Below are 19,499 nucleotides of genomic sequence, written 5' to 3'. Positions count from 1 at the left end.
TCCCCCGGCCGCGACACCCGGGATTCATCGCTCGTTGGTGCCTCGTTGGTCGAGCCAAGTTCCACATGACGTACGGGTCCGATTGGCTGACTCACGCCTTACCGCTCGGGCTGGTATGCCAGCCATCGCCAGCAACAGGACCCCCACATGAACCAGATCAAGTTGGTCGTCGCCGGCGCAGTGACCCTCTTGGGCGTGATCGCCTTCAGCGGACACTTCTCGGACCCCGCACCATCCGCCAGCGGAAAGGCGAGCGCCTCGGTCGGCAGCAGCAACACCCTTCGGATCGGTGTCGACAGCACCGAACCCGTCTACTACCAGAGCGGCGGCGCGACCAAGGGCTTCGACTACGAGATGGCGCACAGCGTCGCCGAAGGCATGGGCGTCGAGCCTGAGTTCGTGGCGATGGATTTCAACGAGCTCTTCCCGGCCCTGCGAGCGGGAAAGATCGACATGATCGGGGCCCAGGTCACGAGCACCTCAGAGCTCGAGCGGGAGTTCGACTTCAGCGCGCCGTACTTCTCGACGTACGTTGCCTTCCTCACCCCGAAGGGATCGACAATTCAGACGCGCGGCGACGTCAACGGGAAGAAGATCGCGGTCGTCGACGGCGCCATCCAAGGCTCCTACCTCGAAGAGAAGTACCAGGACGTCGAGATCGTCAGGGCCCCTAACGTGGGCGCTGCCATCGAGTTGATCGAGCGAGGCGAGGCGGACGCGTTGTTCCATGGAGCTCCTTACGCTCAGCCGATCATCAAAGCCGCACCCATAGCCCTGGAAGAGCCGATCGTCTACCCGGTCAAGGACGCCCCGATCGGATTCGTGATGCGCTCGGGCGACCAGCGCAAGGAACAGATCGACGAGGTCCTGAAGGACATGGTCCTCGACGGCGAGTGGCTGAGGATCAAGACCGCCTACTTCGAGGCAGGCCCGCTCGCCGATGTGTTCCGCGACAAGGGATCCTGAATCCTGCCCGCAGCCCTGACGCCCTCACGTTTCATACGAAGAGGGTGATTCGCCACCAGGTGCAGGCCGCCAGATTGAGATCGTCCGTTTTTACTTCCCGGCCGACATCGATCCCACATGAGCGGCCGGCAGGCCCAAGGAGCGTGCCGTCATGACCGAACAGACCCCACCGACCGAGGAGACCACCTGGCAGGCGCCGGAACCGCCGCCCAGTGGTTTGGCGACCGGCTTCATCATGTTCGCCGGCGTGATGATGATCATTGCCGGCAGCTTCCAGGCCTTCGCCGGCCTGGTCGCCCTCTTCGAGAACGAGTTCTACGTCAAGACCCCCAACTACCTGCTCGAGCTCGACGCCACCAGCTGGGGCTGGATCCACCTGCTGTTGGGTCTGCTCGTGCTGATCGCGGGCTTCGCCGTGCTCAACGGCATGGTCTGGGGTCGCACGATCGGAGTCGTCCTGGCCGTGCTGAGTGCCTTCGCCAACTTCGCGTTCATCCCCTACTCCCCGTTCTGGTCGATGCTGATCATCGCGGTCGACGTCTTCGTGATCTGGGCGCTGACGGTGCACGGTCGCGACATCACCCGCTGACCTGGCCACCGAACGACCGGCTCGGGCAGGACATCGGTTCGTCCGCTTCGGGTGATGTCACGGGCGGGCCCGCCAGCCAGCCTTGGGCGTGGCCTCGTACGAAGCCACTCCCACGACCACCGAAGGAATGCCATGTCAGAGATGACCGCATCCGACACCCCCGTCCTCGACCTGCTCGCCAACATGACGGCCGAATCCGTGGAGGCATCGAACCTCGACGTACAGGCCATCGCCCTCGTAAGACTCGCGGCGCTCGTCGCGAGCGACGCTCCGGCCGTCTCGTACGCCTTGAACCTCGCGATCGCAGATGAGGTCGGTCTCGACGCCGAGGACGTCCGCGGTGTGCTCGCGGCGATCGCACCCATCGTCGGGACCTCGCGCGTCGCAGCTGCGACGAGCCGCATCGTCCTGGCGATCGGAGTCGGGATCGAACAGGCATCGGCGCAGATGGCCGACGACGAACTGAACTGACACCATCATGTCGAACGACGCGCCCATCACACGCGAGCTCCGAGAACCCACCGACGAACCCGTGGCCACCACCGCGGACCGACCATCACGAGGCCGCTCGATCGCGGCGGTGATCTGCCTGGTGCTGGCCGGGTTGTTGACCACGCCGGCTGCGGTGGCCTACTGGGGGCAGCGCACTTTGAACGACGCCGAGCGATACGTCGAGACCGTCGGCCCTCTGATCGAATCTCCCGAGGTGCAGGACGTGATCGCGACCCGAGTCACCGGGGCGATCCAACAACAGGTCGACGTCGAGGCGATCCTCAACACCGCGTTCGCCGGCGTGATCGACGACAGACCGCGCCTGGAGCAGCTCGTGGCGCCACTCGCCGCGGCCATCAACGGTCTGGTGGAGCGCGAGGTCCGCGCGTTCATCGCCTCCGACGAGTTCGCCGACATCTGGGTCCTGGCCAACACCAAAGCCCAGCAGACCCTCCAGCGAATCCTGAACGGCGACAACTCCGGTGCCGTGTCGCTCCAGGGCGAAGAGGTCGTGCTCGACGTCGACGAGGTCATCGAACGAGTCAAGGAGCGACTCGTCGCCCGGGGTCTGACCATCGTCGAGAACGTGCCGATCCCCGAGACCGACCGTCAGATCGTACTGATGGAAGCACCCCAGCTCAGGCAGGTGCGCACGATCTACGCGTTCTCGAACCCGGTCGCCCAGTGGCTCCTTCCCGTGGTCGGGGTCCTGTTCCTGGCCGCCTTGGTGCTGGCCCGCCGCCGCCCACGGATGGCGGTGTGGATCGGGGCGGTCGTGGCTGCCAACGCCCTGCTGCTGGCGTGGGTGCTGTCCATCGGACAGCAGATGTTCATCAACGCGCTTTCCGGCACCGAGTTCGGGCCGGCGAGCAGGATCTTCTACGACACCTTGCTCACCTACCTCGACCGCGGCCAAGAGGTGGTTCTGTGGCTCGGTCTGGTGATCATCGTCGCCGGCTGGTTCGCCGGTTCCAACAGGTCCGGCACCACCGCGCGTACAACCGTCGGCGGTGGTCTCGAGAACCTCGGCGCTCGCTTGGGGGACGGCCCGGTCGGCGGAGCCGGCCGCTGGGTCGCCGCCAACGTGGCCTGGCTGCGAGTCGCCGTGGTAGCGCTGGGCGCCGTGGTCCTGCTCTGGGGCAACAACGTCTCGATGGACCGACTCTGGTGGTCCCTGGCGCTGGTGGTCGCCCTGCTCGTCATCCTGCAGGTCCTGGTCGGAGCCGGTCGAGGCAGGGAGCCAACCGCTTCCCTGGATTCTGACTTGGCGACCTAGTCGGAGACGTGATGAACGTCATCATCGCCATCGTCGTTCTGGTCCTGGTCACCGGCCTGACGGTGGCGGCGATGCTGGCGGTACGACGACGTGCACCGGAGGGCTCGTACTTCACCGACGGGGACCGGGCCTCGGGGGTGTTCGGGGTGCTGGCCACCGGCTTCTCGGTGCTGCTGGGGTTCATCATCTTCCTGGCCTTCACCTCGTACGACGAATCCCGCCAGGGCGCCGAGACCGAGGCGACGATCGTGGCCCAGCAGGTGCAGACCGCCCAGTTCATGCCCAAGGACTCATCTGCCGAGCTCACCGGCGAGCTCACCTGCTACGCCCGGTCCGTGGCCGGCACGGAGTGGGACGCCCTGAACGAGGGCAACCTCGGCGACGCGATCAACCCGTGGGGCGCCGAGCTGTTCCGCACCATCTCGACCGTCGACCCGAAGACGGCCACCGAGCAGTCTGCCTACGACCGGTGGATGGACCAGACCGCCGACCGCGAGCAGGCCCGGATCGATCGCGTCCACGGTGCCGAGGGCATCATCCCCGGACCGGTCTGGGTCGCCCTGTTCGTGATCGCCGGAGTGATCTTCGCCTACATGCTGTTCTTCGCCGACCGGGCCGAGGGTGCGGCCACCCAAGGGATGCTGATGGGCAGCGTGACCGTGGTGATCACCGTGCTGATGTTCCTGCTGGTGTTCTTCGACCACCCCCACGGCGGTGGCGCGGGTCGGCTGCAGCCAACGGCCATGGAGCGCACGCTGGGCCTGATCGACGTTCAGCTCGAGTTGGCCGGGCTCTCGGTGGCTCCCCCGTGTGACGAGGCCGGCAATGCACGCTGAGCAGGCGGCCGCCGCCAGTCACACGCTGCCCCACGCCCGTTCGATGACGTCGATGACCTTGGGCCGCAGGTCGCTCGCCGCGATCACCTCGTCCACCGAGCCGACCTCGACGGCACGGTGGATGTCGTGGACGCCGTCGAACTCGGCCGCGACCTCGGCGATCTTGTCCGCCCGCAGCTGAGCACGGAGCTCGGCCAGCTCGACGACGAGCGCGCCGCGTTCGCCGTCCTCGGCGTGGTCGATGCGCTCCTCGAGCGCGGCGACGCGCGGGTCCGCCGCCGCCCGCTTGGAGACCTCCGCAGCGAACACGACGGCCGCCGCGGGCGCGCCACCGAGGACCGAGGCGTACGAGCCCTCGATGGCGAGCACCGTCATCGACGGGTTGAGGTGCTTGGAGAACACCACGAACGCGCCGCCGTGGTAGCGGGAGATGACGCAGAAGACGATCGGTCCCTGGAAGTTGACGACCGCGCGGCCGATCTCGGCGCCGTACTCGAGCTGCAGGTTGCGCATCGACTCCGGGGAGCCGTCGAAGCCGGACAGGTTGGCGAGCACCACGAGCGGCCGGTTGCCCGATGCCGCGTTGATCGCGCGCGCGACCTTCTTCGACGACCGCGGGAACAGGGTTCCCGCGGTGTAGGTGTCCGGACCGTCGGTGGGAGGGAAGCCGGCGCGCGGCACCGGCTTGGACTCGATGCCGACCAGGCTGACCGGGTAGCCGCCGATCCGGGTGTCGACGACCACCGCGGTGTCGGCGTCGGCCATACCGGCCCACCGCTCGAGCATCTCGTGGTCGGCGTCGGCCAACGCCCGCATCACGGTGCGGATGTCGAAGGGTCGCTTGCGGTCGGGGTTGTGCTCGGCCGAGAAGATCTCGCCAACCGTGGTGAAGTCACCCGCGTGCGGGAAGGACGACACGTCGCGGTCGATCGGGTCGGTCGTCGGCGCGCGGCGCGGCCCGGTCTCGCCGGGAACCACGTAGCTGTGCTCGTAGTGCGCCATGAGCACCCGGAAGGCACCAGCCAGGTCGGGCACCCAGTACTGCGCCTGACCGTTCGGGCCCATCACCCGGTCGTAGCCGCCGATGCCGTGGTTGTCCTCCGCCGACACCCCGCCGGAGAAGTCGAGCGACTGCTTGCCGGTGAGCACCATCGCGCTGTCCGGGGTCATCACGAGGATGCCCTTGGTGTGCATCAGCATCGTCGCTTCGGCGTTCCAGTACGGCTGGGCGCCGACGTTGATCCCGGCAACGACGATGTTGATCTCGCCGCCGTCCTGGGTGAAGTGGACGATGCGGCGCAGCGCGGCGGCGACCCAGTCCATGTTCTCGGTGCCGCTCTCCATCGAGATCCGGGCGCCGGCCGACACCGCGAACCACTCGACCGGAATCTGCATCCTCTCGGCGAGATCGATGGCCGCGATCACCCGGGCGCACTCGGGCTCCGAGAGCGCGCCGAGCGACTTGAGCGGGTCACCGCAGAGCACGACTCGGCTGATGCCCTCTGGGTAGAGAGAGCTCGGGGTGGTCACGACGGCGACGATGATCCCGGCGCTGTTGAGCCCGGGAGCACGGTCGACGGGTACGAGCACGCCGTCGGCGCCGAGGTCGTGCTCGACGACCGTGCCGCTCCCTGCCAGGGCGCGCTGGAGCTCATAGGGGTAGACGAGGCCGCGGCGTCGGGCGCGCAGCACCTTGGCGGCGTACTCGTCCAGCGGGGCGAGCGGCTCGGTGGGCGGTTCGATGACGTCGGCCACGACACCCGCGCCCGGCTTGGCGTGGAAGCGGATGGCCAGCGGGGTCGGGGCGTCACCGTCCCGCCCGGCGACGCGGCCCTGCGCGAGCACCTCCTCGATCCCGGCGCCCTCGCTGAGCGGGGTGATCTTGCTCTGGAGCGCGGTGATCTGGTCGAGATCCGCCTCGACCACCGGCCACACCGTCACCCACACGTGGTTGACGTCGAGCTTGGTGCCCTCACGGCCCCGGGCGGTGCGTACGCGGCGGATCGCCTCGAGGCAGTTCTCCACGGCACGCTCGACGTGCGGCAGCGCGATCACGCGGCCCTCGTCGTCGCGGACCACGGCGAGCTGGCGGGCCTGGGCAGCCGCGACGAGCCGGCGGTCGGCGGGGTTGGCCCGGGCGACGCACTCGTAGAGCAGTACGTCGTCGGGCGCGGCGAGCCTGGTGACGTCGAACTCGCTGAGACGCCACAGGTTGAGCCTGCGACCGACCATCGGGTGCATGCCTCGGACCAGGCTGTCCTCGACCAGCTCGGCGGTCGGGGTCTGAGGGGCGCCGTCTGCGTGGTGGCGGTAGGTGAAGTAGTCGATCGGCTGTGGCGCGGCATGGCAGACCGCGATCGAGACACGGCGGGCGCGTCGGGCGAACTCGTGACCGGCGAGCATCTTGGCGAGCTCGGACGAGGCGAGGTCCGGATCGGCGGGCGCGTCGGTCCAGCGCAGGTAGATCTCGACGACGTCATCGTGGTCCGAGGACAGCGCCGAGGTGATGGCGGCACCGAGCTGGCCGTCGGGGTGGGCGAGCTCCGTCACGTCGCCGATGGTGGACACGACTCGCGTCGCGCCCTTCTCGTCCGTGGCGTACTCGGCGTGAGCGACCGGGCGTCCGCCGCCATCGTCTGTGCCGGTGACGGTCAGGTCGTGCAGGTGGTAGTCGCGGTAGTGGCGCCGGATCAGCACCTCCAACAGCGGCTCGCGCTCGGGAAGACCCTCGACCAGCCGGTCCCGGAGGAAGCCGACCAGTGGCTCGGGGACAGCCGCCAGCGCGTCGATGCGGGCGGCCCGGTCGGGGGCGTCCGGGTCGGTGAGGGCGGCGACCTCGGCCGGTACGCCCTCCAGCACCGCGCGGCGCTCGTCATCGACCAGCGGCTGGTCGAACCAGCCGAACCGGACCGAGCGGGCCAGGTCGCCGACCACGGCGAACCGGCGCTGCGTGGCACGCACCATCCGCTCGAGCAGCGCGCGGACCGCAGCAGCGTCCTCCGACGCCGGCGGCGGGTCGCCGAGCCAGCGCTGCAGCACCCCGATCGCGACATCGACGTCCGAGGGATGCTGCTGAGCGAGGAAGATGCGGAACACCGCGCGCTCGAGCTCCGGCGTACGTTCGAGGTCGGAGACCCCGTAGTGCGCGAGGACGCGCAGCAGCTTGTCGCGGAAGTGGTCCGGGAGCGCGCCCCGGTCGGGGTCCAGGCTGCGCAGGTAGGTGTGGAAGTACTCCCGCGAGCTGTGCACCCGCAGCTCGGTGGACGGCTCGTCACCGGCCGGGCGGTTGCGGCTGAGCTCGGCGAAGTCGGTGAACAGCGACAGCAGGTCCATCTCGGTGCGCAGCGTGTCCGCGGGCGCACCGTTGGAGCGAGAGGCCAGGTGGGCGGCGAGCAACGCCGGGCGCTGATCGTCCTCGACGTCGTAGCCGAGCAGCAGGCTGCTCAGGTCGTCCAGCGCACCGTTGCTGCGGCCGCGCTCGGTGGTGGGCTCGGGCAGATCGAGGTCGGCCAGGGTGGCAGTGGTCGCCTCGCCCTCGGCCTCGCCGGTCGGCTCGAGGCGCAGCAGCGGCGCCGCGGTCTCGACCTGGCTCCCGACCCGGACCAGGAGCTCCTTGACCCGGCCGGTGAACGGCGCGGTCAGCGCGGTCTCCATCTTCATGGACTCGAGCACCAGGACCGGGTGGCCGGCTGCCACCTCGTCGCCGACGGCGAGCGGGGTGGAGACGACGAGCGCCGGCGCGGGGGCGCGGACCATGCCGCCCTCGTCGCGGCTGACCCGGTGCATCACGTCGTCGACCTCGACCAGGTGGACGGGGCCGTGGGTGGCGGTCACCAGCCGGTAGCGGTGGCCGTCGACGGTGAGTCGCCCGTGCACCTCGTCGATGCGGTCGAGGGTGGCGGTGAGGGTGCGTCGCTCGCCACCGGCGGTGATGGTGACCTGGTAGCGGGCGGGTCCGGACTGCCGGACGGTCAGGGCGTACGTCGCACCGCGCAGCTTGAGCTCGATGGTGCGGGCAGGGTCGTGCTGGATCTGGGGTCGGCCGCCCTGGGCCGTCTGGAGCATGCGGGCGATCTCTCCGCGCTCGGCCTCGTCGTAGCCCTCGATCGCGGCGGCGACCAGCGCGATGCCGGCGTGCCGGGCGGCCTGTAGCCGCCCCTCGCCGCGCACCCGGTCGATCCAGCCCGTGTCGGCCCAGGCCGGGCTGCCGGTGGTGACCTCGGGCTGGTCGAGGAGGTCGAGGATGAAGCTCTTGTTGGTCGCGCCGCCGTCGATGATGACGGTGGTCTCGCCCATCGCCCGGCGCAGTCGCGCCAGCGCCTGCTCACGGTCGGCGCCCCAGGCGATCACCTTGGCGATCATCGAGTCGAAGTCGGCCGGGATGGTGTCGCCCTCGGCGACGCCTGTGTCGACCCGGATGCCGGGGCCGGCGGGGAACTCGAGGCGGCTGATCCGGCCAGGAGCGGGCGCGAAGTCGCGGTCCGGGTCCTCGGCGTTGAGCCGGGCCTCGACCGCGTGGCCGCGCTCGAGCGGCCGGTCACCGCTGAGCGGCACGCCGGAGGCGACCTGGATCTGCAGCGCGACCAGGTCGGTGCCGGTCACGGCCTCGGTGATGGGGTGCTCGACCTGGAGGCGGGTGTTGACCTCGAGGAAGGCGAACGTCTTCTCGCCCGGGTGGTAGAGGAACTCGACGGTGCCGGCTCCGGCGTAGCCCACCGCTGTGGCGAGCCGCTCGGCGGACGCCTTGAGCTCAGCGGCCTGTTCCTCGGTCAGCAGCGGGGAGGACGACTCCTCGATGACCTTCTGGTTGCGCCGCTGCACGGAGCAGTCGCGTACGCCGATCGCCCAGGCGGTGCCCTGGCCGTCGGCGATCACCTGGACCTCGACGTGGCGGGCGTCGGTGACGAGCTTCTCGAGGAAGACGACGCCGCTGCCGAACGCCCGCTCGGCCTCGTCCCGGGTTCGCTGGTACGCCTCGGTGAGCTCGGCACCGGAGGTGACCTTCCGGATGCCGCGACCGCCGCCACCGGCGGTCGCCTTGAGCATGAGCGGGTAGCCGATCTCCTCGGCGCTGGCGAGTGCCGACTCGAGGTCGTTCACGCCGCCGCGGCTCCAGGGAGCCACCGGGACACCGACCTCTTCGGCGATCAGCTTCGAGCCGATCTTGTCGCCCAGCTTCCGCATGGCCTCGGCGCTGGGGCCGATGAAGGTGACGCCCAGCCGGTCGCACAGCTCGGCGAAAGCCGGGTCTTCGGCGACGAAGCCCCAGCCGACCCAGGCGGCGTCCGCCCCGGAGGCGACCAGCGCCTGCTCGAGGACGGCGAGATCGAGGTAGGGGCGATCCGCGGCAGCGCCGAGCAAGTAGGCCTCGTCGGCCTCGCGTACGAACGCCGACCCGGCGTCGACGTCGGTGTGCAGCGCAATGGTGCGGATCGTCCCTTCGGACGTATCCCGCGCGTTGAGGTCGCGGACGGCATGGATCAGACGCATCGCGGCTTCACCGCGGTTGACGATGGCAATTCGAGAGACCTGTGGCACGGTGCAGACCCTTTCATCAGGCGCCGCCCCTGTGACCGCTCGACTCCGACAGGCTTCTGATGGATTCCTTGTCGATTTCCTAGTGGACACCGCCGGCGACGCCCCAGGATCACGCCGTTGTGATGCGTTCAGGATGGCCGTTTCCTACAACGTCCGGCGGGCCCCGTTGACCTTCTGCCGGAGCCAGTCCGGGACCCGGTCGTCGGCGCGAGGGAACGTCTCGAGGTCGAGCGCGTACAGGCCCGGGTGGGCCGGCCAGCGCCAGACCGGCTCGTCGTCGTAGTTGAAGACGACCTGGGTCGAGTGCTTCTCCCCTTCGTCCCCGCTCGCGATGGTCCAGCGGGCGGAGAACCAGGCGCCCCGGCCGGGCTCGTACATCACCCGCCTGAGCTCGTCGGTGAGCGCGAGGATGGTGTCGGGTGGCTTGGCGTGGGCGAGGCTGCCGTCCGGCCGGTGCACATCGATGCGACCGGTGAAGAACATGGACAGGTTGCGGTGGTTGAAGACCAACGTGGACCAGTCGCCCTCTACCTCGTCAGCGAGGTGGAGGGCGATCTCGTCGATGAGCTGTTCCTGTCTGACCACAGGAGGAACGGTCATGGCCATCAACCTACTACCGCTGTCGACAGCATTTCGAAACTCCGTTTCGCGGAGCAGGAACGGATGTGTTGTTTCCGACATACGACGGATCCGTGAGTTCCTCGTGACGCGGTGAACGCGGAGCGCCGTCGACGGCTAGGTTGAGCAGGTGACTCGGAACCCGCGACAGTCCCTGGATCGCTCGGTGCTGCGGCTGGGCGCCCGCGTGCGGGAGCTGCGCAAGGCGCGGGGGATGACGCTGGTCCAGCTCGCCGAGGCGACGGACCTGTCGCACCCGTTCCTGAGCCAGATCGAGCGTGGGATGGCGCGTCCCTCGATGTCCTCGCTGTTCCGGATCGCCGAGACGCTGGGCACGACCCAGCAGGCGCTGCTCGCGGACAGCGTCGAGAGCGCCTCCGCCGGCCCCGTGTCAGTCGTACGCCGCTCCGACCCCGGCACCGCGGAGGCGGCCAACGGCGCCGTGCAGGCACTGGTCGCCGGGGCCGATCACGCCTTCATCCCGATGGAGTTCACCGGGGACAGATCGGCCTGGGACCGCTACTGGCAGCACGAGGAGGACGAGTTCGTCTACGTGGTCGGCGGGACCCTTCGGATCGACCTGGACGGCGAGGAGCAGGTCATGGAGACCGCCGACTCGGTCTACATCCCCGGCGGCGTACGGCACCGGTGGGCCAGCGCCGACGGCGAGCTCTTCCGGCTGCTGGTGGTCAAGGAGCAGCGCGGGCGCTGACACGCCCCAGATCCGCAACGATCTCGCGCTCGTCGGCGGTGACGAGCATCCCGTCGCGTACGACGACCCGGCCGGCCACGACCACGTGCCGCGGACGCCGCCCGGGCGAGGCCCACAGCAGGCCGGCGACCGGGTCGTGTACGCCGGCGTCGGCGACACCGGAGACGTCCCAGACGCACAGGTCCTGGCCCTCCCCCAGCCCTGGCCTGCCGAGGCCGGCCGCGGAGCCGGTGGTCGCCATCGCGAGCACGTCGGCGGCCGCCAGCGGAGGACCCACCAGCGGCGCCACCTGCATCGCGAGACGGGCATCGGCGAGCAGGTGACCGGCGTCGTTGCTGCCGCCACCGCTGGTGCCGAGCCCGACCTCGATCCCGGCCTCCCGGAGCTCCGCGATCGGCGCGATCCCCCACCCCATCGGCAGGTCACAGCCGGGCGCATGGGTGGCACTGACTCCGGCCGCGCTCAGCCTCCGGATCTCGTCGGGCGTCACGTCGCACAGATGAGCCAGGGTCACGTCGGGCGCGAGCCAGCCCCACTCCTCCAGGAGGTCGATCGGGCGGCGGCCGTAGCGCTCGGCCGCGATCGCGACGTCGACCTGCTCGTTGGCCTGGGTACGCCGCCGCAGCCCGCGCCGGGCAGCCACCGCCCCCATCAGCCGGAAGGTCGGTTCCGGGTCCGAGTGCACCCCGGCCGGCCCGACCGCGACCTGCAGCATGCCGTCGGCGCTCACCCCGCCGGGCGCATCCCCGACCAGTGCCTCGGCGATCAGGTCGGCGCTGTGCGCAGCGGTCTCGGGGTCGTCCCGGGCAGCACCGCGGACGAAGACCAGGCGGGCGCCCAGCTCGGCCACTGCTCGCGCGGTCCCCTGCGCCAGCGGCACGGTCTCCTCGGGCGTGAGGGAGGCCGGCCAGGTCAGGTGATGGTCGGCCACGGTCGTGACCCCGCAGAGCAGCGACTCGGCGAGCCCGGCCCGCGCGGCGGCGTAGGTGAGCTCGGCGTCGACCCCGACGCGGTCGTAGGCCGCCGCCATCGTGGGCAGCCAGGTCGCCATCGGCACGCCGCGGGTGCCGGGCAGGGTGCGGAACGCGGTCTGGAGCAGGTGATGGTGGGCGTTGACCAGGCCCGGCGTGACCAGGCAGCCCGAGGCGTCGAGGGTGTCGTCAGGCCCGACGATCGAGAGGTCGCCCGACGCCGCCCCGGTGATCCGCAGCGTCATGCCGACGGCGTGAAGCGGGAGGCTTCCACGATGACCTCGGCCAGCGTGGCGACCCCTGCCTCGAAGCGAACCTTGCCGTCCTCGGCGGTGGCGGTGGTCGGGTCGCCGAGGTAGCCGTCGGTGCCGAAGTCGTCGGAGAGCCAGCCGAACGAGACCGGCTTGCCGAAGCCGATGTGCCGGTAGCCGGCCAGCTGCTCGGGCACCTTCCGCTCACCTCGCTCCTGGTGCACCAGCTCGGGCCGCAGGTGGAGCATCATCGAGGTCTCGCCGTGGCCGCCGTGGATGCCGAGGCCGAGTTCGTCGTCCCGCGAGGAGCGTCCACCCTGGTCGGGTGGCACCGAGAGATGCGCGAAGAACGTCGCGAGCCCGAACTGCTTGCGCAGCTCGCGGCTGGCGACCTGCCCGAGCGCGGAGTTCCCGCCGTGCCCGTTGACGAAGAGCAGCCGGGTGATCCCGGAGGTGCTCAGCGAGCGGCCGATGTCGACGAGTACCCGCATCAGGGTGTCCCAGGAGAGCCAGATCGTGCCGGGCGACCAGGAGTGCTCGTCGGACTTCGTGTAGGCCAGCGGCTCGAGCAGCACCACGGACGCACTGCCCGCCGCGGCGACCGTCGCGACCGCGGCCTCGGCGGCCTCGGCGGCGATGACGTAGTCGGTCGAGACTGGCAGGTGCGGACCGTGCTGCTCGATCGCACCGAGGCCGAGCACGGCGACGGTGTCCTCCGGCAGAGCGGCGATCTCGGGAGCGGTGAGGTCGGCGAAACGGGGCATCAGCGGACTCCGATGTTGATGCGGGTGTCGACCAGCGCGTGGTCGGTGAGCTTGCCCTGGTTGAGCAGCCCCTTGGGGTCGCGCTCTCGCGCGACCGCGGTGACGAGCTCGACGTTGCGGTCGACGTACCACTGGTGCGGCGAGTGCACGCCGACCCCGATCTCGTCGAAGCGCGGGATGCCGGCGAGGACCTGCTCCTCGGAGACGTACTCGGCGACCACCATCGCCAGCGGGGCCTTCCCCATCAGCTCCAGATGGAGCCAGACCGGACCGTCGTAGATCTGCCGCACGCGGTCGGCGTCGCTCCAGTAGAGCTCGCCACCGGTCTCCATGTGAAACCAGCTGCGGTCGCGGTGGGCGCGCTGGAGGAAGTAGACCGGATGGTTGTAGGACATCCCGGAGAGCAGGTCGGTCGCGGCGTAGTCCTCCAGACGAGCCCGTACGCTGCCGCCGGCCGCCACGACGAGCGACTCGATCTCGGCGACCGTGGACGCCTCCGCGATCACGCGCAGGCTGTGCTGGGACGGGTCGAGCTCGACGTTGGTGGTCAGGGTCGGGACCAGCGCGGGCTCGTCGCCCGAGGCGAGCCGCGGCAGCACCGGCAGGTCGAGCAGCCGGCGGTGCACGGAGACCATCGCGTCCCAGGTGTCGAAGGCGGCATAGACCGCGACCCAGTCGCGTGCGGGGTCGGTGCGGACGACCATCGAGGTCACCACGCCGGTCACGCCGTAGGCGTGGATGTACGGGAGCGTCTCTTCGCCTCGCACCGTGATCAGGCGCCCGCTGCCGTCCATCGGCGCCACCGTCAGCTCGGTGACGAAGCCGTCGGCGGTGGTGCCGTGCTCGATGGTCCCGGTGCCGGCGCTGCCGCCACCGATGAAGCCGCCGATCGTGGAGCCCTTGGTGGAGGGGAAGATCCACAGGTCGCGCCCGGCCGCCCGGGCAACCTTGTCGATCCGGGTCATCCGGGCGCCGGCCCCGGTGCGCAGGTTGCCGTCGGCCAAGACCTCGATCGCGTCCAGGCCGCGCAGGTCGAGGATGATTCCGCCGGTGAACGGGGTCGCCTGGCCGTAGTTGCCGGTCCCGGCCCCACGCGGGACGACCGGCACGTCGTGCTCGTACGCCACGGCCAGCACGTCGGCGACCTCCTGCTCGGTCCGCGGCCGGACGATGGCGTCGGCGACGTACCTGCCGCTCGGCACCTTCTCCTGGAGCACCGGCGACATCCGGGACCAGTCCGAGGAGAGCTTGACCAACGCGGCCGGGTCGGTCTCTACCCGGTCCGCGCCGAGGCGGTCGGCGACCAGGGCGGTCACCAGGGACGTACGTTCTGAGATGGTCATCGACATCACTTCATCGAGATCGAGTCGTCGATGAACCGGTTGTCGTAGAGCGACTCCGGGTCGATGTCGTCGGACGTGATCGTGCCTGCCTGCTTCATGATCGGCGCGAACGTCTCGACGACCTCCTTCATCCGCTCGCCGTCGATCTGGCCGAAGACTCCGGACTTCGGGTCGTCGTGGACCAGGTCGAGGTCGGTCATCGTCTTGGCGGCGTACGTGGCGACGCCCTCGCTGTAGGTCCAGCCGGTCTGATAGCGCTCGACGATGTCGACGATGATCCCGTTGGCCCAGTCCGGGTCGGCGAGGTAGTCGATCTCCGCCTGCTGCATCACCGGGACGAGCTTCTCGAGGCAGTCGGCCTCCTTCTCGACGTCCTCGGCGCGCACCGCGATCGGCTCGGGGTAGATGGTGTAGCCGACCTCGGCGAGCAGCTGGTAGCCGATCGGCTTGGCCCAGCTGCCGATCTCGTTCTCGTAGATGTAGGGCTCGGCGGTGGCGAAGCCCTGCTGGAGGATCGTGGGCTCGGTGACGAAGCGCTGCGGCGTGCCCTCGTAGGAGAGGTCGGACTGCTTCTCCTCGATCATCCCCTGCGACTCGAGCAGCGCCGGGATCACGTCGCCGGCGGTGACGACCGGGTCGCCGTCCCCGGCGGCCTCGGCGATGGTCTTCGCGTCGTCCTGGCTCTTCGGGTCCCACATCAGGATCTGTGGCGAGACGGTCAGCTGCGAGGCGAGCGCCACGGTCGGCTGCTTCTCCGCGGCCGCGATCGCGGCGTCGGTGTTGACCGCTCCGATCAGGATGTCCTTGTCGAGGTACATGGTCGCGGGGACGGGCTGGAACCCGGTCGCCGGACCACCCGAGCGGACCTCGATCTTCACGCCCGTGTCGACGCCGCTTGAGACGAGCGGCCCGGTGACGGTCTTCTTGTCGGTGTCGACGGTGTAGCCCTCGCCGATCAGGCTGTACATGCCGCCGTGCTCGGCCTCGGGCTGCCAGTCCTGCTGCATCACCACGGTTGCGGGACAGACGTCGGAGAGGTCCTTCGCGCTGCCCTTCTCCGCCTTCGTCACCTCGCCTGCGGTGGCGGTGTTGGCGGAGCCGGAGTCGCTCCCGCAGCCGGTCAGGGCCAGCGGGACGATCGTGGAGAGAGCGACCAGGGCGGCGGCTCTGCGGGTTCTCGCTCGGTTCGAGGATCGGTTCATGCTGTGTCCGTTTCTTGAGGGTGGAGGAGGGTCAGCGCTCGCCGTACCACTTGCCGATCACGGCACGGTCGAGAGCGGCGAAGGCCGAGAAGACGACGACACCGAAGAGGGCGGTGAGGATGATCGCCAGGAAGAGCGGCTCCATGCTGAGCCGGAGCGTGTAGACGCGAAGCAGGCCACCGATGCCGGGGCTGCCCTGCTGGAAGTAGAAGTCGCCGACGATCACGCCGATGACCGACAGCCCGGCGGCGTTGCGCAGGCCGGTGAAGATCGCCGGCATCGCGGCGGGCAGCTGCAGCTTGAGCAGCCGCTGCAGCCGGGTCGCCCGGTTGAGGGTGAAGAGGTCGTGCGCCGGTGCCGTCGCCGACTGCAGGCCGAAGAGGGTGTTGGCGATCATCGGGAAGACCGCGATGATCACGCAGACCACGATCCGGGCCCCGATGCCGTAGCCCATCCAGATCCCGATCAGCGGGGTCAGCGCCAGGATCGGGACCGTCTGCAGGATGACGGCGTAGGGGTAGAGCACCTTCTCCAGCAGCCGGGTCTGCGCCATCACCATCGCCCAGGCCATCCCGATGACCACCGAGATCACCAGACCGGCCAGCGCGACCATGACCGACTGCCACAGCGCCGCGAGCATCGGCTGCATGATCTCCGGCCGGCCCAGCGTCTCGCCGAAGACCTGGTGCGGCGGCGGCAGCAGGAACCGCTTGTCCTCTCCGAGGACGAGGTACGTCACGGCGTACCACACGGCCGCCAGGCCGGCGAGCGCCGCGATCATCGGCACGACCTTGGCGAGGAGTCCGCGGAGCACCGGGGACGTACGTCTGGTGGGCGGCTCGGCAGGTGCCGCCTCGGTCGCGGCCTCGACGTCCGGCTGGACGATCAGCTCGGTACTCAGCTCGGTGCTCATGCGTGCTCCTCCAATGCCTCGGAGACCTGGCCGACCAGGTGGGCGAAGTCAGACTCGAAGCGCAGCTCGGGCGGGCGTGGGAACTCCCAGGGCACCGGGATCTCCGCGACGATCCGGCCCGGCCGGCCGCTCATCACGACGACGCGCGTCGAGAGGTAGACGGCCTCGGCCACGGAGTGGGTGATGAAGAGGCCGGCGAAGCCCAGGAGCTTGAAGAGCCGCTGCAGCTCGGTCTGCATCGCCAGCCGGGTGATCTCGTCGAGTGCGCCGAACGGCTCGTCGAAGAGCGCGAGGTCGGGCTCGGCGACCAGGGCACGGGCGATCGAGACCCGCATCCGCATGCCTCCGGAGAGCTGACGCGGATGCTGCTTCTCGAAACCGGTGAGACCGACCAGGTCGAGGGCCTCCTGGGCCGCGCGGCGGCGCTGCTCCTTGGGCATCCCGCTCAGCTCGCCGATCAGCTCGACGTTCTTCCGGGCGCTGCGCCACTCCAGCAGGGTGGGGTCCTGGAAGACGTAGCTGGTCGTGTCCGCGTCGACGTCGACCCGGCCGATGGTGGCGTCCTCGAGTCCGGAGGCCAGCCGGAGCAGGGTGGACTTGCCGCAGCCGGACGGGCCGACGACGGAGACGAACTCCCCGGCGTCGACGCTCAGGTCGACCCCGGTCAGTGCGGTCGTACCGGTCGGGAATCGCTTGGTCACCCCGGAGAGGGCGAGCGTGGCAGTGGTGGTCGTGTTCATGTCACCTCGGCATGGGATCGAGATCGAGAACGGTGCTGACGCGGGTGTCGGCGAGGACGCGGCCGCCGTGGACGACGACGCGGGCGGTCTGGGATCCGGCGACGACCTCGTCGAGAGGTACGTCGGGGACGAGCATGAAGTCGGCCCGGCTGCCCGGCCCCGTGCCCGCGTCCGGGAGCCCGAGCACGGTGCGGGTGGCCGTCGTGACGGCGGCGAGGGCCTCCGCCGGCCGGAGATGACCGGCGGCAACCAGGAGCGAGGTGGTCTCGAACGGGTCGGCCCGGCCGACCGGGTTGAACGGGTCGCGCAGGTTGTCGGCGCCGGCCGCGACCGGCACCCCCGCCTCGAGCAGCGCCCGGATTGCGGTGAGACCACGCGGCACCGCCCCGTCCGCGTCGCGGCCCTGCAGGTAGAGGTTGGTGATCGGGAGCGTCACGATGCCGATCCCCGCCTTCGCCACCAGGTCCACCACGGGACCCCGGCGGTCGTGGCCGAGCATGCCGAGGCGTACGCAGTGGGAGGCGGTCACCCTCTGCTGCATCCCTCGGGCGATGACCTGCTCGGCGAGGTCGGCCAGGTCGAGGTGGCCGGTGGTCGTCTGCTCGTCGGTGTGCAGGTCGACCGGGAGGCCAGACCGCTCGGCGTGATCCAGGATGCGGCGGGTCTCCTTGGCGGGCTCGTCGGCCAGATGCGGACACCCGCCGAGGACATCGATCCCGCGCCCGATCGCGTCCTCGATCACCGCGTCCGGGACGTCCTGACCGGCGAGCAGGCAGACCTGCAGCGTGACCGTTCCGCTGAGCTCCTCGCGCAGGCCGAGCAGGGCATCGACCCCACGCAACGGGTCGCCCGCGAGGAGCGCGTCGGCATGCGTACGGATCGTGGTGATGCCGTTCGCCACGTAGCGGCGGACCGCCCGCCGGGCGCGGTCGGCGAAGTCGTCGGAGGTGAGCGTGGGAACGAGCGAGCGCCACTGCTCGATCGCGGTGACCAGGTCGTTCCCGGCATGCGGGCCCGGCTCGATCTGCTCCGCGCTCAGCGCCTTGTCGAGATGCGCGTGCGGCTCGCCGGCGGCGGGGATCAGCCGCCACCCGCTCGCGTCTGTCCCGGCAGCCGGCTTCTCATCCGCCGCCCGGACGGCCGTGATCTCACCGGCCGCGAGATCGAGATCGGCGAGGGTGCCGTCGAGGAGGCGTACGCCGCGCAGCGCGGTCAGCTCCAAGCCGGCCAGCTGCGCCGGGCCGTCCGCCGGCCCGACCTGTCCTGCACTTCGTGCCACGGCCATCGACTACTCCTTCCGGCTCAAATGTTGATGAGATGAACATTTTCGAGCGTAAGGAGCGGTTATTTCGGTGGCGTAACCGTTTCGGTCATCCTCGATGAAACCGCCAGACGCTCGCGGGCGGCGGCGCTCCTGACATAGCCGGCGGTGCGGTTGGGTACCGACCTGCCATGCAGCCGGCATCCACCTCCGCTGCCCCGACCGGGTTGGCGACCGCCCAAGGCGTGTTCAACATCGTCGCCGGCCTGTGGCCGCTGGTGAGCCTGCGCAGCTTCGAGTGGGTGTTCGGGCCGAAGCAGGACCGCTGGCTGGAGCACACGGTCGCCGGCCTGCTCTGCGTCAACGGCGCCGCGCAGATCGCCGCCGCCCGCGCCGGTGAGCCGGTCGCGGCCCGCCGGATCGGCCAGGGAACCGCGCTCACGCTGCTCGCGATCGACCTCGTGTACGTCCCCAAGGGACGGATCCGCTGGACCTACTTGATCGACGGCGCGATGGAGGCCGGCTGGCTGCTGGCCTGGAGGAGGGCCCGCTGAATGGTGACGAACGGCGTACTTCTCGTCTGGCTCTTCACGATGTCCGTCGGAGCCTTCATGTTCGGCACGGTGAGCCGCTTCGGCGCGCCACCGGAAGCCATCCGCAACTCCCGGCTCCCCGCCCCCGCCCTGCTCTCCCACCCCGCGCTGGCGGGAAGCGCCTTCGCCGCCTGGCTGGGTTTCGTCATCACCGACAACCGTGCCTGGGCCTGGGTCGCCGTCGGCCTGCTCGCGGTCGCCATCTGCCTCGGCGCGTTCCTGTTCGTCCGGACCGGGAAGCCCGAGCATCTCGTCCTCGCCGAGGAACGCGACGAGATCGCCGGCGACCCGGTCCGGGTGCCGTACAAGGTCGCCGAGCACGAGATCCCGCGCCCGGTGATCTACACCCACGGGATCTTCGCCGCCGTGACCTTCGCGCTCGCACTGCTCGTCGCTCTGGGCGTCGTCGACTGACGCACCCGGCGCTACCGGCC

Annotated in this window: 17 protein-coding genes; 8 read left to right on the top strand and 9 right to left on the bottom strand. The window is 70.0% G+C overall.

All coding sequences use genetic code 11. The features are described 5' to 3' along the window. Positions 1-147 precede the first annotated feature (147 nt). The 5 genes from AB0F44_RS18380 to AB0F44_RS18360 all read left to right on the top strand — a co-directional run bounded on the left by AB0F44_RS18380 (position 148) and on the right by AB0F44_RS18360 (position 4,159). Positions 148-966 carry an ABC transporter substrate-binding protein gene (locus AB0F44_RS18380; RefSeq protein WP_357357802.1) on the top strand — a complete coding sequence of 273 codons (819 nt, stop codon included), beginning with the start codon at positions 148-150 and terminating at the stop codon, positions 964-966. 151 nt (positions 967-1,117) lie between these two features. Next, positions 1,118-1,555 carry a hypothetical protein gene (locus AB0F44_RS18375; RefSeq protein WP_357357800.1) on the top strand — a complete coding sequence of 146 codons (438 nt, stop codon included), beginning with the start codon at positions 1,118-1,120 and terminating at the stop codon, positions 1,553-1,555. A gap of 132 nt (positions 1,556-1,687) precedes the next feature. Continuing rightward, on the top strand, positions 1,688-2,026 hold the full coding sequence (locus AB0F44_RS18370; protein WP_357357798.1) for a carboxymuconolactone decarboxylase family protein: 339 nt from the start codon (positions 1,688-1,690) through the stop codon (positions 2,024-2,026). 61 nt (positions 2,027-2,087) lie between these two features. Continuing rightward, positions 2,088-3,323, top strand: a complete 1,236-nt coding sequence (locus AB0F44_RS18365) for a hypothetical protein (RefSeq protein WP_357357797.1) — start codon at positions 2,088-2,090, stop codon at positions 3,321-3,323. Positions 3,324-3,334: 11 nt separating this feature from the next. Next, entirely contained in the window at positions 3,335-4,159 is an 825-nt protein-coding gene (locus AB0F44_RS18360) for a hypothetical protein (RefSeq protein ID WP_357357795.1), read from the top strand. A gap of 18 nt (positions 4,160-4,177) precedes the next feature. On the opposite strand, the gene AB0F44_RS18355 is transcribed toward AB0F44_RS18360, so the two are convergent. After that, entirely contained in the window at positions 4,178-9,697 is a 5,520-nt protein-coding gene (locus AB0F44_RS18355; RefSeq protein ID WP_357357794.1) for a carboxyl transferase domain-containing protein, read from the bottom strand. A gap of 144 nt (positions 9,698-9,841) precedes the next feature. After that, positions 9,842-10,297, bottom strand: coding sequence for an agglutinin cell wall attachment protein (locus tag AB0F44_RS18350; RefSeq protein WP_357357792.1), 456 nt, complete (start codon positions 10,295-10,297; stop codon positions 9,842-9,844). Positions 10,298-10,445: 148 nt separating this feature from the next. On the opposite strand from AB0F44_RS18350, the gene AB0F44_RS18345 reads away from it, so the two are divergent. Further along, positions 10,446-11,027 (top strand): helix-turn-helix domain-containing protein, encoded by a 582-nt coding sequence (locus AB0F44_RS18345; RefSeq protein ID WP_357357790.1) that lies wholly within the window; start codon positions 10,446-10,448, stop codon positions 11,025-11,027. Here AB0F44_RS18345 and AB0F44_RS18340 read toward each other — a convergent pair. From AB0F44_RS18340 to AB0F44_RS18310, 7 genes are read right to left on the bottom strand one after another with little or no spacing between them, the layout of a single operon-like run. After that, positions 11,005-12,243: an amidohydrolase family protein gene (locus tag AB0F44_RS18340; RefSeq protein WP_357357788.1), complete on the bottom strand. Its 1,239-nt coding sequence runs from the start codon at positions 12,241-12,243 to the stop codon at positions 11,005-11,007. The two genes, AB0F44_RS18345 and AB0F44_RS18340, sit on opposite strands and share 23 nt — an antisense overlap. Continuing rightward, positions 12,240-13,013, bottom strand: coding sequence for a creatininase family protein (locus AB0F44_RS18335; protein WP_357357786.1), 774 nt, complete (start codon positions 13,011-13,013; stop codon positions 12,240-12,242). Before AB0F44_RS18335 ends, AB0F44_RS18340 begins: the two co-directional genes overlap by 4 nt. Continuing rightward, positions 13,013-14,356, bottom strand: coding sequence for an FAD-binding oxidoreductase (locus AB0F44_RS18330; RefSeq protein ID WP_357357785.1), 1,344 nt, complete (start codon positions 14,354-14,356; stop codon positions 13,013-13,015). The genes AB0F44_RS18335 and AB0F44_RS18330 overlap by 1 nt, the downstream gene beginning before the upstream one ends. A gap of 5 nt (positions 14,357-14,361) precedes the next feature. Beyond that, positions 14,362-15,558 (bottom strand): hypothetical protein, encoded by a 1,197-nt coding sequence (locus AB0F44_RS18325; protein ID WP_357357783.1) that lies wholly within the window; start codon positions 15,556-15,558, stop codon positions 14,362-14,364. A gap of 31 nt (positions 15,559-15,589) precedes the next feature. Next, positions 15,590-16,471: an ABC transporter permease subunit gene (locus tag AB0F44_RS18320; RefSeq protein ID WP_357357781.1), complete on the bottom strand. Its 882-nt coding sequence runs from the start codon at positions 16,469-16,471 to the stop codon at positions 15,590-15,592. Next, positions 16,468-17,211: an ABC transporter ATP-binding protein gene (locus AB0F44_RS18315; RefSeq protein WP_357357779.1), complete on the bottom strand. Its 744-nt coding sequence runs from the start codon at positions 17,209-17,211 to the stop codon at positions 16,468-16,470. Before AB0F44_RS18315 ends, AB0F44_RS18320 begins: the two co-directional genes overlap by 4 nt. A 1-nt stretch (position 17,212) precedes the next feature. After that, complete coding sequence (locus tag AB0F44_RS18310) at positions 17,213-18,496, bottom strand: amidohydrolase family protein (RefSeq protein WP_357357777.1); 1,284 nt, start codon at positions 18,494-18,496, stop codon at positions 17,213-17,215. A 167-nt stretch (positions 18,497-18,663) separates the two neighbouring features. Here AB0F44_RS18310 and AB0F44_RS18305 point away from each other — a divergent pair, with 167 nt between their 5' ends. Beyond that, on the top strand, positions 18,664-19,026 hold the full coding sequence (locus AB0F44_RS18305) for a hypothetical protein (protein ID WP_357357775.1): 363 nt from the start codon (positions 18,664-18,666) through the stop codon (positions 19,024-19,026). Beyond that, positions 19,027-19,479, top strand: a complete 453-nt coding sequence (locus AB0F44_RS18300; RefSeq protein ID WP_357357773.1) for a hypothetical protein — start codon at positions 19,027-19,029, stop codon at positions 19,477-19,479. It begins immediately after the preceding gene. Positions 19,480-19,499: the final 20 nt, after the last annotated feature.

Source organism: Nocardioides sp. NPDC023903, from assembly GCF_040639295.1.
Lineage (GTDB): Bacteria > Actinomycetota > Actinomycetes > Propionibacteriales > Nocardioidaceae > Nocardioides.
Note: the sequence above shows the minus strand (reverse complement) of the source record. Positions and strands in the feature narration are given on the sequence as shown.

Bases quoted from the DNA above. Each gene is read 5' to 3' on its own strand.
- AB0F44_RS18380 (WP_357357802.1), top strand. From the start codon at position 148: ATGAACCAGATCAAGTTGGTCGTCGCCGGCGCAGTGACCCTCTTGGGC.
- AB0F44_RS18375 (WP_357357800.1), top strand. From the start codon at position 1,118: ATGACCGAACAGACCCCACCGACCGAGGAGACCACCTGGCAGGCGCCG.
- AB0F44_RS18370 (WP_357357798.1), top strand. From the start codon at position 1,688: ATGTCAGAGATGACCGCATCCGACACCCCCGTCCTCGACCTGCTCGCC.
- AB0F44_RS18360 (WP_357357795.1), top strand. From the start codon at position 3,335: ATGAACGTCATCATCGCCATCGTCGTTCTGGTCCTGGTCACCGGCCTG.
- AB0F44_RS18350 (WP_357357792.1), bottom strand. From the start codon at position 10,297: ATGACCGTTCCTCCTGTGGTCAGACAGGAACAGCTCATCGACGAGATC.
- AB0F44_RS18340 (WP_357357788.1), bottom strand. From the start codon at position 12,243: ATGACGCTGCGGATCACCGGGGCGGCGTCGGGCGACCTCTCGATCGTC.
- AB0F44_RS18335 (WP_357357786.1), bottom strand. From the start codon at position 13,013: ATGCCCCGTTTCGCCGACCTCACCGCTCCCGAGATCGCCGCTCTGCCG.
- AB0F44_RS18330 (WP_357357785.1), bottom strand. From the start codon at position 14,356: ATGACCATCTCAGAACGTACGTCCCTGGTGACCGCCCTGGTCGCCGAC.
- AB0F44_RS18325 (WP_357357783.1), bottom strand. From the start codon at position 15,558: ATGAACCGATCCTCGAACCGAGCGAGAACCCGCAGAGCCGCCGCCCTG.
- AB0F44_RS18320 (WP_357357781.1), bottom strand. From the start codon at position 16,471: ATGAGCACCGAGCTGAGTACCGAGCTGATCGTCCAGCCGGACGTCGAG.
- AB0F44_RS18315 (WP_357357779.1), bottom strand. From the start codon at position 17,211: ATGAACACGACCACCACTGCCACGCTCGCCCTCTCCGGGGTGACCAAG.
- AB0F44_RS18310 (WP_357357777.1), bottom strand. From the start codon at position 18,496: ATGGCCGTGGCACGAAGTGCAGGACAGGTCGGGCCGGCGGACGGCCCG.
- AB0F44_RS18305 (WP_357357775.1), top strand. From the start codon at position 18,664: ATGCAGCCGGCATCCACCTCCGCTGCCCCGACCGGGTTGGCGACCGCC.
- AB0F44_RS18300 (WP_357357773.1), top strand. From the start codon at position 19,027: ATGGTGACGAACGGCGTACTTCTCGTCTGGCTCTTCACGATGTCCGTC.